Genomic DNA, 13109 nt, shown 5'->3' with positions numbered 1-13109 from the left:
CGCTACGCTCCAAAAATTATGGCGAGTTGCGCGGATATTCTTTGCAATTCCCAGCCGGGAGGCAAAGAGAATTTTGTATCGCAACTGCTTAGATAGATTGTTGAGTAAGAAAATGGGGTGCGCCGAACCGCGTGGATTGCGTTTGGCGAAGGGGACGACGAGTTTAAGCATATAGCGCCTCCGCGTTTCACGCAGGCGTTTTCAAAGCTGCTAAGCAAGCCTGGATCTGAAAGATCAGCAGGTTTGACTCCAAGCCGACAAATAGTCTGTAGGATATTATTACTCGTCATTATCCGACGAGCTATGGAAGCACTTTTATATTCATGACGTCCCAAATGGTAATACAATTCGGTTGAGCCAACCCTGTATAAATCAGGTACAGCTGCCACTGATATAAACCCGGCCTTTTTTGCTGAAGATACTATTGAAAAGTTATCAGAAGGGGCCGTCATATAGACGAATCTATTGGGTTGAATGGCAGAAACATACGCAACGATGGACGAAAATAATGACTGACCGCGTGCTTCACGAGATAGCCAAACTGGACCAAGCTTAGTTAGGCCACCTTCCTTTACCGCAAGAACAAAAAAGCCCAGCAATTCATTATGTTTCTCAATAATAAAGAGCGTGTGGGAGCGAGGCGAAGGGAGTGACTTAGGTTGAAAACGCCGAGTGAGATAATCCCGTTCAGTTCCAGGGTAGTACTCCGCAATATCCAAGTGTCGCACAAGGTCCATTTCGGAAAGTGCATATCCCGAGGTTTCGCTCCATGGATTGATTGCAATTGGAGAACTCTGCCAATCCTTACCAAGGCAGGTGCTAGTTGGGCTATGGTGCAAAGTGGTTCCTTAACTATGCGGTCGGTTGGCCGAAGTGGTACTGCTCAAGCTACCCGTGGCTTGCGCATGGCGAAATTCGAAAGGCACGCGGCTAGTATTATCAAAAATGCCTTTTGCGCAACAAGGCAGTAGGGCCTACAGTTCCACAACAGAAAAATTTTGCGCGAAATCATGTTAGTGCGACTCATTTTAAACTCGCTGCCGTCAATCTACCGGAGCGTGTATCGTGACTTGCTTGGCGAGGAACTGACATTCGAACTGCAGCAACATCCGACACCTAGGGCTCGAGACGGACCTTCGCCGCGCTTAGTACCAACGACCGCAATGGGCCGAGAGTGTCGCCGCACGCAATGTAGGTCGACGTCCGCTTTGCCGCCTGGCCATTCGGAAACCTGCCATTCCGCTATCGGCCCCTTTTCAATAATGTGCGTGCAGTTTTACAAGCCCTTTTGCCCCCGCTTTCACCCGCCTCATTAGACAGCTGCCAAACGACGAATCCTCGCGCCGGTGAAAGCACCGCGGGCTGCATCTCAATAAAGGTTTTTTTACCTTCTATTTGACGCGGTTTTTATACCTCTCTACAATCACCACAGATCGTTTGTTGAACGAGATTGGGCCTGTTTCCTCTTCCGTCCAACGCACGCGCTCGGCGTGGCGCCAACAAACACCAGCGAGCAACCGGCGCGACCTCCTCCCAGGCGCCGGCAGCGAGGCCCCGGCGGCGTCCTCTTCCCCGCCGCCGGGGCTGCCAATCACGAGGCAGGGAGGCAGATCCGGAGCCCGCACGATGACCGAACCCCGCCTCCTGCCGAAAGACGATGCCGCCGCCTATTGCAGCGTCAGCACCGCGACATTCGACAATTGGGTGAGCCGCGGTCTCATTCCGAAAAAGGTGCCCGGCACCACCCGGTGGGACCGCAAGGCGCTGGACCTCGCGCTGGACAAGCTGTCCGGACTGGATGTTCAATCATCGGCCGCCAGCGATTTCGATGCGTGGGAACAGGAGACCCGGGCCAGTGCTCATGGACGCTAAGGGCATTCATCGCGTCCGCTCGAAGCTCGCAGGTGGCCGCGCGCGATATCGCTACTACGCGTGGCGCGGCGGCCCGTGCTTCTGGACATGCGACAATGCGCCCGTGCGCGAGCCAGTGCCCACAGCCTTCAAGGCTGCCTACGAACAGGCCATCCTGTCCCGCCCGAAGGGCAGCACCGAAACCGGCACGCTGCGAGCCCTTATCCGGCTTTATGAGAGCGATGCCGCTTTCCGGCGCAGAAAACCGATCACGCAACGCGATTACCGGCGCTCCATGACCGTGATCGAGAAAACCTTCGGCACGGCGCGACTCGGCGCCTTTGCCGACCGGCGGATGATCCGCCGCGTGATGGAGTGGCACCAGGGCTTCGCCGCCACCCCGCGCCAGGCGGACATGCACCTGGGCATGCTGGTGCGCCTGCTCAACTATGCCGTGGCCTCGGGCGATCTCGCCTCCCACGTCATCCACAACATCCCCCGCCTGCACGATGCCGACCGGTCGGCAATCGTCTGGGAGGCGCACGAGATCGAGCGGATCATATCGGCCGCCGGCCCGCCCCTCTCCTTCGCACTGCGCATTGCCGCCTATTCCGGCGCGCGGCGAACGGACCTGGTGTTTATGCCCGTCAGCGCCGACGAGGGCGACCGCCTGTTCTTCCAGACGAGCAAGAGCAACCGGCGCACGGATGTGCTTTTCCCGGTCACGCCGGAGCTGCGCTCCGCGCTCGACGACATGGCCGCCTACCGGAAGGCCGCGGCCGAGCGCACGGGCGCGGAGTGCGCGACGATCCTTTGCAACTCGCGCGGCCTGCCGTGGACGCCCGATGGTTTCTCGACAAGCTTCAACAAGGCGCGCGCGGCCGCCAACATCGACAAGCACCTGCACGACCTGCGCGGCACGGCCGTCGTCAACTACATCGGCCACGGCTACGACGATCGGGCACTGGCGGAAATGTTCGGCTGGGCGACAAAGGATATCGCCCGCATCCGCAAGCGCTATGCGGGGCGTGTCCAGGTGGTCTCGGCAAGCATCGAACGCGGCAAGCGCCGCCGCCCCTGAGTCCCATGAATTGCGCGAGAAATCGTTTACAGGCCCCGCTCCAACCCATTGATTTCGCTAGGTCAGGCAAATTCAAAATTTACAGCCAAATATTTGATTTTATTGAAAGAAAATCTGATTAAAAGTCAGTTGCTCTACCAGCTGAGCTACGGGCTCCCAGTGGCGAGGTGTGTAATCTAATCGCGGGGTTAGCGCAACCGGTCACGTCCCCCGAATTGAGCAGTTTACAGACAATTTACAGAAACTGTTCGCGATGGGTTCCGCCCATCTCGATATTGCACTCATCCGGCGACGCTGGCCTGCCTCACCTAACCTGGAATCTACTGCGAGAAAATGTACCCCCAAGTTATGCTGCTATCAGCTCAATCCGGACACAAGATGCCTCTGTGACGAGCGGCCGCTTTGCGCCGCCATACTGGTCGTTCGCGATTGTGGCGCAAGCTCCCGTAAGCAGCCATTCGCTGCGCTCTGTTCCAAGGTCCGGACAGGGCGGGAAGCCGACTTTCGCTGCGCATCGCATGAATGACCAAGATGCGCAGCTAGCGTTCCCTGAAAAGTCGGGGCGGCAATCACGCGCGCACGCGCGCGATGCTGTTCTTGCCGAGAGCCGCCGTCGGCGTCAGGTCCATTGGAGATCCAAAGGCGAGGAAAAAGCGGACGAACGCTATCCATCTGAGCCGCCGCCTAGCTGGGGTGGGTGCTTGGGGCGGGACACATTGTGCCTTGCCTAACTGATTATCGCCTGAGGCGAAAGCTGCGCTCTAGTTCTTTGATCAGGCCCGCACTTACTTCAGCTCTCTCAATGGCGGCAGCCTGGATACAATCCGTACCGTCTCCACGCTCACGCGAGTCACGCGCTTGATCAGGTCGACGATGTAGTGGGGATCGTCTGACCAGTCGTTCGGGTCATTCTTGATCTGGCTGGCCTTGTGGATGCTGACGGCATACCGCTCCATCACCCATTCCAGCGCCGATTTGCCGTTCACCACATAGTCGTAGGCGTCCAGCGGGATGCCCTTCAGGGTCAGGTGCGGGTTGTAGACGATCACGGATTTGTCCTTGCCGCCGCTGCCCTTGCCGAAGACCATCTTGTGAACTCGGTAGTCGGCATCTTCCATCACCAGACGCCCGGTTTCCTCTTCCAGCGGGTAAGGCTCCACGGTTTCGTAGTTCAGGTGCCACTGGCCCAACTCGCGGCCCGCGTTGCTGAAGGCGCGGAAATCGGCGGCGAAGGGGATGCGGGGGACCATCTTTTTCAGGTCGGAGGCAAAGCGATCCTTGTATTCGGGGGAATGCAGGATGCCGTAGACATACCAGAAAATGTCTTCCTTGGTGATGCTGTCGTCCTCATACCGGCTGCGATATGCGCCCAGCGCCCAGTCGGAAATCGCATCGTGGCGGATGTAGCCGTCTGCATCGGGCGTGGGGCGATCCGCGAACATTTCGCCTTGTGGCCGATCCTCGTTTTCGTCGACGTGTTCGTACCAGTAGAGCGGGAAGCATTGGCCGGTGTCGGTCAGGTGCATGTTGGGCACATGATCCGTGACCAGGGCGGAATAGCCCTTGCGATCCGCAACACCCGTGCTGGAAATCACGATGTTTCCGTGGCGCGGCGTCGGGAACAGCTTGGGCTGTTGGTAGACCATTTCGTTTAGTCGCCGGTCGAAATACATCCATTGCCGATTGAAGGGGCGATACGCACTTTGCACAATCGATTCGGCAACAAACTGAAGAGGTTTGTCACGCAAAGCGTCTGCCTTTAATGCGCGCGTCCAACTGATTTTCCTCGGGTCGGATTCGACAACAGCTTCAATCTCTGGTCTCTCGCCTTTTGGAAGCTGTTCACAGACACGGGCGTATCGCTGGCGTTCAGCCTCGTAAGTGGCAATCATGCCTTGTATTTTCGATGTCAGCTTCGACTCTGAGAAGTCATAGGCCCATTGGTCACGGTTCGTGACTGCACCTAAAGAATACAGATCAAACAGCACTTCGGCAGAATTGTTATCCTTATCTCCCAGAGGAACAAAGGTTGAGAAAGCCGGATCACGTTGTTCGGCCCAATCGCCCGCCTCATTGGGGCTAAGACGCTGCCACGGGATGCTTTCGATACTTCCAAATTCTTCAATGATTGCCAGCTTCTCTTCGCTTCTGAGGTAGTCGCCAATGTCATGGTAGCGAAGTTCGCAGGGGCCTTCGTGAGCGGGGTCCTTGACCATTATCGTTACGGCAACGCGGGTCTTTGAACCTTCTGCGAATATCCCGCCGCCTTCTTTTCGACGAATCTCACCTTGTCCATGCGCTTTGCCGCGCAAGTTGAAGACATACAGATGGCTGAATTCATCGGTCAGGCTCAGGCGCAAGCCGTCCATATTGTTGGCATCAAGGAAGGAACCGTTGGTCACATAGGCGACGATGCCACGATCTGCGATCCGGTCCGAGGCCCAGCGGATCGCGCGGATGTAGCTGTCATAGAGGTTCTTCGCCAGCCGGGAGTTCGATTTCGCCGCGTAGGTTGTCCTGATCTTGTCGTCCAGTGTCGGGTACGCGAGGTTTTTGTTATTGTCGTTCTCGCTGTCCTGTTGCGCCGAATAGGGCGGGTTGCCCACGATCACCTGAATGGGCTGGGCCAGTTGCCGTTCGGCGCGTTCGTTGTTTTCCGGCAGCACGACCTTGTCGACCATGTCGCCGTCTTCGGTCATCTGGAAGGTGTCGATCAGGATCATGCCGTCAAACGGGCGATAGGTGCCGGTGATGCCATGATACGCCGTCTCGATATTCACCGTGGCGATGTAATAAGCGAGCAGGACCAGTTCGTTTGCGTGCAACTCGCCCGCGTATTTGCGTTCCAGCGCGTCGGGCGGGATCAGCCCCGACTGGATCAGCCGCACAAGGAAGGTGCCGGTGCCGGTGAAGGGGTCGAGGATTTGCACGCCCTCGCTGGATAGCGACTGCCCGAAGTGACGGCGCAACGCGGCATCGGCGGATCGGAGGATGAAGTCGACCACGGGAACGGGCGTATAGACGATGCCCAGCCTTTCGGCCATGCGCGGGAAGGCGTTGTTGAAGAACGTGTCGTAGAGGTTGCGGATGATGTCCTGTTTCGACTTGTCGCTTTTCGCCAGGCTGATGCGTTCGCGCACGTTGTCGTAGAAGCGTTCGAGGCTTTCGGTTTCGCTGTCGACGGCCCCCGCGTCGAGTTTCTGCACGATGGCGTCCAGCGCCTTGCCCACGGCATTGTGTTCCGGGAAATCGGTGCCCTCGAACAGCGCCTGAAAGACCGGCATCGTCAGGATGTGCTGAGCCAGCATTTCGATGGCTTCATCCTGCGAGACGGCAGGATTGAGCGTGTCTTGCAGCCCCTTCAGGAAGCGGGCGAATTCTTCGGACACATCCGGGTTGCCGTCGATCATGGCCTTGATGCGGGCAATCACCCGTTCGGCCACGGGACCGATGGATTTGGCCCATTCGCTCCAATACTCGCGGTCGCCCAGTTTCTTGGGGATCGCGGCGTAGACCGCTTCGCTGATGGCGTCGATTGGCAGGGCCGGGAAGTCGAGCGGCAGGGTATCGCCGCCACCTTCGCCCCCGCCTTCATCGTCGCCGGATTTGTCGTCGCCCGAGACGACTTTGACCTTGCGGCGGAACTCAGCTTCGTCGACGAGGGACTCGTCATGGGCGCGCAGGGCCTTGATCACCTTCCAGATGCTGCGGAACTGCGGATCGCTTTCGATGTAGCTGTTGTAATCGGCTACGTTCTTGGACGGCATACAGACCGGCAGGATGATGTAGCCGTATTTCTTGCCTTCAGCCTTGCGCATGACGCGCCCAACCGATTGCACGATGTCCACGATGGACTCGCGGGTGTCGAAAAACACGACCGAGTCGAGCGCGGGAACGTCGATCCCTTCGGAGAGGCAGCGTGCATTGGACAGGATACGGCAGTTGCCGGAACCAGGATTGTCCTTCAGCCATTCCAGCGCCGAAGACCGCTGTAAGGCGTTCATCGTGCCGTCGACATGATCAAGCTGGCAGTCGATCATGCCGGGCGCATCGTCGGGATGATAGGTCTCGGCATAGAGTTCGGCCAAGCGCCCGAAGGTCTCGGTCATCGCCTTGGACGACTTGATGGAGCGCGAGAAGGCGACGGCGCGGCGCATCGGTTCGGTGTCTTCGGTCAGGTCTTCCTGTTTGCCGTCCTCATCCACCAGGACCAGCCCTTTCTTGGACAGGCCCTTCCAGCTTCCCACGATCTTGGTGGCGAAGTTGATGTCGATAGCTTTCTTGTCGTCCAGCTTGTAGGCACGGTTATAGCTGTTCGCCACGGCGCTCATCTTGTCCTGTTCGACGGCGACGATCAGCACCTTGTATTCGGACAGAAGATCGCGTTCGACGGCCTTGCCGAAGCCCAGCCGGTAGAATTCCGGGCCGAACGTATCGAGTTCGTCCATCGAATACAGGACCGCATCGTTCTGATCTGCCTTTGCCTTGGACGCATCCGCATAGATGCGCGGCGTGGCGGTCATGTAGAGGCGTTTCTTGCCCTTCACGATGCTATCGTCATGCACTTTCACGAAATCGGACGGGTCATCGCCCGGCAGGGTCAGGCCGGTTGTCCGGTGCGCTTCGTCACAGATGATCAGGTCGAATTCACCAAGCCCAGCGCGCTGGGCGTCGGACACGACCTGAATCGACTGGTAGGTAGAGAAGACGACAACGCGCCGCCCATGTGTCAGGGCTTGGGCTGCGTTCGCCAGTTTCCGCGAGTCCGTGGTCGCGGGGTAGGCCAGATCATGCGTGCGCAGGTCCTCTTCGTCGCGGCCCACCTTGCTGTCGGAACAGACGACAAAGGCATGGATCGGATCAAGCGCCTGTGCGGTCCATTCCCGAAGGCTCTGCGACACAAGCGAAATCGAAGGGGCCAGGAACAGGATGCGCCCGCCCTCGGGCACGACATTTTCGGCAAGCCGCAGGGATGTGAAGGTCTTGCCTGTGCCGCAAGCCATGATCATCTTGCCGCGATCTTCGGTCTGGAAGCCCTCGATAACAGCGGCGATTGCCTCATCCTGATGCGGGCGCGGCGTTTTCTTGGGGCGCAGGCGGATCAGGTCGGGGCGCGAAAGGCTGAATTCCGTCCAGTCAATCGGGCTTTCTGCCAGATCGGCAAGGCTGATGCGGGAAACGGGGATAGTCTGCCCTTCGATGGCGCTTTCCGCATTCCTGTTCCATTTATCCGTGGTCGACACGAGAACGCGGCGTGCGAATTGCCTGCTGCCGTCATTCGTCGCAAACTGTTTGCCGGATGCAGACAGGAAAGAATCAATGTCGGGCTTCTGGATTGTGTGGTTGGGGTCGAAGAATTTGCACTGGATTGCCCAGTACTCGCCGGTCGCCTTTTCCCGGGCGACGAGGTCAATGCCCACGTCAGCGCCCCAGCGGTCGGGCCATTCTTCCCAGAGCCAAACATGCTCCAATAAATCGGAATACTGAGGATCGCGGACCAGATAGTTAGCGATCAGCCGTTCGAATAGCCTGCCTTTACCGCGTTCGTCGCTGGAAAGTTCCCGAAATTGCGCTAGGGTTTCGGCAATATCACTGTGGCTCATGTCCAAACTCACTGCGTCGTTTCCGCCGAATAGACCACTTTGCCTGCTCCGGCTGCAAGCTGTGAATATGAAGCGTCTGGAAGAGATGTCCGTCGAACCGAGCCCTAGGCCTCGTCAAAGAACCTAGATTTTCAGAGACCGCGGCTGTCCCATCGAGGCCGGTCGACTAAGAGTACTCGCGCGGCTGCTTCCCGCTCTCGTGTCGGTGGCTAGCGACATGCTGTGCCTTGCATGCATGTCGCGGAAGGGCTGAGACCGGTTTTCCTCCGCACTTGGCACGAAGGTCCGCAATGGGCCGAAAGCGACTATGCGCGCATTAAACGCGAACGTCTGCTTCGCTAATTGCTGAGGTCAAACCCGACCGTCTCCTAACGGCCCCAAGGCAGACGGACCGCAACGCGCCCTCATATCGGTCGTACGAGATACTTCATGCAGATCCTAGAAGCAGCCGTTCGTCCATCAAGGTCAGGAGCCTTAAGCGAGAGCGGCCGGTTTCATGAGGCCAAATGCGCAAGCCAGCTATTCAGAACCTCGACATGGATCGCGAAGTCGCGGCCTTCCTCAGGTCCGCCCTTGTGTACCACGCCTGCCACGTCTCCATTGGCGTCGAGAAGCGGGCCGCCGGACATCCCTTGCGTCAGCTTCTGGGTCACTTCGATGAGCCGAACAGCACTCTTAATCGTGACGGTGCTAACGACACCAGGTCTGACGTTGAGTGGATCGCCGGGCGCCCATTTGGGATAGCCGACCGCCGTCATAGGGTCACCGGTAACTACCGGCAGCGCGGCTCGATTCAATTCGTAATATTCGGTGGCAGGGATCTCATGGCCAAGGATGGCGAGATCCAGGTGATCGTCGCGTTGCAGGACAGTCGCCTTGAATGTGTTCGCGTGCTTAGACGGATGGAATACCTCAACTTCTCTCTTGCCCGTCACGCAGTGCGCCGCCGTGACGAGACCCACTCCGCTCAGGAAGAAGCCTGTCCCTTGACCATCGTCGTGCTCTACGATCCACACCGACCGCTCGCGACGCTCGATAGGTGTTGGCGTGACCATGATCTTGCGATCGGCGAAGCATGTGTTGAAACGTAGCGCAATACTGCGGACCACCGGATCCGATGGACCCTTGATGTGGCTTATCCAGGCGATCTTGCCACGCAGATGTGCAGCCAAACTCCCCGTTCCGCCGGACGTCGCATATTTCGTCTGCGCTCCGACGAATCCGAGCGTCTCCACGGAGTGCAGCACCGCGCGAATGTTGCGAATATAGCGGCGATCGACATTGAGGAGATCATTGATCTTGAGGCCGGTCACCATCCGGCGGGAGTGGCGATTGGCATAGTGAGCTTTCATCGGATTGATCGTGAAGCCGTTTCCGACGACGATCGCCGTCAAGGCTGAGACGAGGAGATCGTTAGCAAAGTTCCCCGCCGGCGGAGGCGATCCTTCGAACAGCGCGCTCATCGGCTGGTGACTGGAGAGCGTTATGTCGTCGGCATAGCGTGTGTAAATGCAGCGCGATGCCTTCGCGAAGGCGAGCAACTCTCTGTCCAATCGGAAACAGATCATGTTGGAGAGTACCGGGCTAGTCGGTGCGCCCTGCGGCAAGTGGCCGTGGATGCAACACAAATATCCGATGGCAACAGCCACGGTGGCGCCGATCCCGATTGCCTTCAGCATGCCGACAACGCGGTTCTCCGTGATTGTCGGGAAGAAGTCCTGAAGGTCGAGGTTAAGCACGAAACGTCTGCGCAAATGCGACTGCGCGTTTGTCTTGACCGACCTGTTGAATACGAACCCGTGTACCGGGCTGCGAGTTTGATACAGCTGATAAAGAAGCGGGAGGAGCTGCCGCTGGATGTGTTTAAGCCGTTTATTCGGCGCGCTTATAAGCCTGCTCTTGCCCCCGCTCTTTGCTATCTCAAACGTCTGGTACATCTGGTCGCGGTACCAGCGAATCTTGTTCAACTCTCCGACGGTCATTCCCAAGTGGGCAAGTAGAGCGGCTTCGCTCGCCAATTCGGCCGGTACAGCAGCGCGGATCGGTGGGCCAAATGGGTTGCGCGGCACGAGGTCTCCCTTCCAATCACGCCAAGTCACACCAGGTTACGATGGCGCGCACGATATATCGAGACATTAGCTCTTACGCCGCAGTTGCACAGCGCGTATGCGAGGGGAGACCTCGTAGACCGCGTGTAGCAGAAGCCTTGCAAATTTTCCACTTCGGAACGCAGTGAGGTTCCTTCTATTGTTGCGGCGAGCCGCGCCGGCATGATCGGTGCACTTATGATGCTTCTTCGGGCTCGTCTCGAAGCGGCAGCTTTCTGCCCGGATGCCTTATCTGCCACGTTTCGATGATGAACAATGCGATCGCAGACGCCGAGTGGATGGCGAGTTTCGCGATACGTGCGTCGATCCGGCGGAAGCCCTTCTCCTTACCATGCGCACCGCCGACGTGGGTTCGAAGCGAGCCAATGCCCTGCACCGCCGTCACCAGCCCCGAGAGCACCGCCTTTACGTCGTTGACGATCTCTGGCACTAGACCTTCCTTCATCGGATCGAGGCCTAGTGGATCTCGGACTGCTCGATAGAGGCTTGAGATATCTTGCTTCGCCGGAAAATCGACCTCAAGCTCAACCAAGATCGATCGGCACACACTTTCAACCACAGAACAGGCTGCGGTGACGGCGATCTCCGGGTCACTATTGGCTGCACGAAGGGCGCGATCGAGATCTCGGCTGACCGTGTCGAAGTCGATGCCCGCTGCCATCGCCGACAGCTCGCCAGTAACTGGGGCGGTTTCGACGATCTCGACTAAGCGCATGGTGCGACCCACCTGCTCGAGTTTTAGGCCGTCGTAGGACAAGTGCTTGTTGATATACTCGACGACGACAGAGTGTCGCTCCGGTTCCTTTATGAAGTCGCGAGGATCTGCAGAGCTCTCAATGATCCGCTTGAGCAGTTCGCCGTTACCCGGATCGAGCAAGATGGCCCCCCGGATCGCAGTCTTAGTGGCCGGGAGTCGACTCTCCCCCTTGATGTCGAAGGGAACACCAAACCCCTTGAACCAAGCTTCGAGCCGCCAGCCCTGCCGATAAAGTCCGATCGACGGCTCGCAGCCGTTGGCCGCGCCGCCGGAGATGATCTCAGCGAGCGCATCTATGGACTGCTCTGAGAGTTCGATTCGCACGAAACAATTCTATCGCAAGTATGTTGGAAGTCCGATGTCGATCTGCGTACGATCAGGTAAAGGGCGTTCGGCGAAAGGGCACAATTGCCCCCCGGATGTGTGGTCAGCTTAGGGGCGAGCGTAAACACACCCGACGCCGTTGTCGAGTTTCTCGCTTGTATCTCAGCGGCCGAATTGCAGGTCGAACGGCTAGTTTGGGCGAAATGATCCTGAAACCTGCCCGTCCGCTTCCGGCCCCAATTCAGCCGTTTAATTCAAAAGGACAAGCCCGTGCCGCTGGCCGCTCAGTCCAAAGAAAGAGCGGCCAACCGATCCGCATTACAAAAGCCGTCGCGGCAACTCTCCCGGTCCCGTTATGATCAGTTCGCCAAAATCGCGCCGATCGTGCCTTGCGATCGAGTAGGCGACATCCGTTTCCACGAAATGAAACTTGCGGAAGATCTCGCGCACCTCGGGTGTGTCGTTGATTGACAACACGAAGTGGCCGGCGATGCGCTCGAGCTGCGCGGCCATAACGGCGAATTCATCGCGCGAGAACATCCCGGCCCCATAGTCCCGCTCGCAGCCGAAATACGGTGGATCGATGTAGAAAAGTGTGCGCGGACGGTCATAAACCTCGATGAAGCGGCCATACGGCATGGATTCGATAACGACGCTGGAGAGCCTTTCGTGGATCTCCTCCAGAAGCGGAACCAGCCGGGTAACGTCGAACCGACCAGGACCTTCAGTCCCCGTTCCGAAGGAGCGCCCGTTGACCTTGCCCCCGAACGCGGTGCGCTGAAGGAAAAGAAAGCGTGCAGCGCGCTCCAGATCCGTCAGGGTTTCAGGATCGACCTTTGACAGCCGCTCGAACTCGCGGCGTGTTGTGAGTTGGAAGCGCAGCATCTCGACAAACGCCACGTAGTGACGCTGCAGGATTCGGAAGAACGTCGAGACATCACCTGAAAGATCGTTGATGATCTCCGCTTTCGGGGCCACCGGCCGGCGGAAAAAGACACCTCCCATGCCGATGAACGGTTCGGCATAGCATTGATGGGGAACGGTCGAGATTGTCTCGATAATCCGCCCGGCAAGCTTCGACTTGCCGCCGATATACGGTGCGGCAGGCACAACGGGACGCACTTCCCGTGTTTCATTATCCATTGACATTTTAGGCATCGCCTTCTGCTATGCCCCCGCTGCGCAGCAGCGGCGGGGACGGCGGAAAGCGTTTCGACGTCGAGCAGGGTTACGAGTTGGCGCTTGAGGCCCTGCGGCCCGTTTTCGGGCTCCTCGCCACTTTCGGGCGATAAGTCAGTGACCTCCACCCGAGGTGGAGGTTTGAAACGCTGCGCTTGAACCACTGGAAGTGGTTTTGTTAGCGCCTAGTAGCTACGATTGAACAG

The 13109-nt window shown here is 58.1% G+C and carries 7 protein-coding genes and 1 tRNA gene; 2 read left to right on the top strand and 6 right to left on the bottom strand.

Annotated features, from left to right (window positions below):
• Positions 1-2: 2 nt before the first annotated feature.
• The gene (locus tag C8N35_RS23755; protein WP_146177463.1) at positions 3-839 is read right to left on the bottom strand and encodes a GNAT family N-acetyltransferase; all 837 of its coding nucleotides are present in this window, start codon (positions 837-839) and stop codon (positions 3-5) included.
• A 787-nt stretch (positions 840-1626) separates the two neighbouring features.
• Between C8N35_RS23755 and C8N35_RS22610 the strand changes: the two genes are divergently transcribed.
• Both C8N35_RS22610 and C8N35_RS22605 read left to right on the top strand, forming a co-directional pair.
• On the top strand, positions 1627-1872 hold the full coding sequence (locus C8N35_RS22610; RefSeq protein ID WP_107992020.1) for a helix-turn-helix transcriptional regulator: 246 nt from the start codon (positions 1627-1629) through the stop codon (positions 1870-1872).
• Complete coding sequence (locus C8N35_RS22605) at positions 1862-2932, top strand: tyrosine-type recombinase/integrase (RefSeq protein WP_245926947.1); 1071 nt, start codon at positions 1862-1864, stop codon at positions 2930-2932. Before C8N35_RS22610 ends, C8N35_RS22605 begins: the two co-directional genes overlap by 11 nt.
• 80 nt (positions 2933-3012) lie before the next feature.
• On the opposite strand, the gene C8N35_RS22600 is transcribed toward C8N35_RS22605, so the two are convergent.
• The 5 genes from C8N35_RS22600 to C8N35_RS22580 all read right to left on the bottom strand — a co-directional run bounded on the left by C8N35_RS22600 (position 3013) and on the right by C8N35_RS22580 (position 12873).
• Positions 3013-3089: transfer RNA gene (locus C8N35_RS22600), tRNA-Lys, on the bottom strand.
• Positions 3090-3717: 628 nt separating this feature from the next.
• Positions 3718-8535, bottom strand: coding sequence for a DEAD/DEAH box helicase (locus tag C8N35_RS22595; RefSeq protein WP_107992018.1), 4818 nt, complete (start codon positions 8533-8535; stop codon positions 3718-3720).
• Between the two features lie 494 nt (positions 8536-9029).
• Entirely contained in the window at positions 9030-10604 is a 1575-nt protein-coding gene (locus tag C8N35_RS22590; protein ID WP_245926944.1) for a trypsin-like peptidase domain-containing protein, read from the bottom strand.
• A gap of 214 nt (positions 10605-10818) precedes the next feature.
• Positions 10819-11724 (bottom strand): abortive infection family protein, encoded by a 906-nt coding sequence (locus C8N35_RS24070; protein ID WP_210203659.1) that lies wholly within the window; start codon positions 11722-11724, stop codon positions 10819-10821.
• Positions 11725-12042: 318 nt separating this feature from the next.
• Positions 12043-12873, bottom strand: coding sequence for a DNA adenine methylase (locus C8N35_RS22580; protein WP_342753519.1), 831 nt, complete (start codon positions 12871-12873; stop codon positions 12043-12045).
• Positions 12874-13109 lie beyond the last annotated feature (236 nt).

It is taken from the genome of Breoghania corrubedonensis (assembly GCF_003053845.1).
GTDB classification, from domain to species: domain Bacteria; phylum Pseudomonadota; class Alphaproteobacteria; order Rhizobiales; family Stappiaceae; genus Breoghania; species Breoghania corrubedonensis.
The sequence above is the reverse complement of the archived record's forward strand: the minus strand, read 5'-3'. Positions and strand labels throughout refer to the sequence as shown.

Bases quoted from the DNA above. Each gene is read 5' to 3' on its own strand.
- C8N35_RS22610 (WP_107992020.1), top strand. From the start codon at position 1,627: ATGACCGAACCCCGCCTCCTGCCGAAAGACGATGCCGCCGCCTATTGC.
- C8N35_RS22605 (WP_245926947.1), top strand. From the start codon at position 1,862: ATGGACGCTAAGGGCATTCATCGCGTCCGCTCGAAGCTCGCAGGTGGC.
- C8N35_RS22595 (WP_107992018.1), bottom strand. From the start codon at position 8,535: ATGAGCCACAGTGATATTGCCGAAACCCTAGCGCAATTTCGGGAACTT.
- C8N35_RS22580 (WP_342753519.1), bottom strand. From the start codon at position 12,873: ATGTCAATGGATAATGAAACACGGGAAGTGCGTCCCGTTGTGCCTGCC.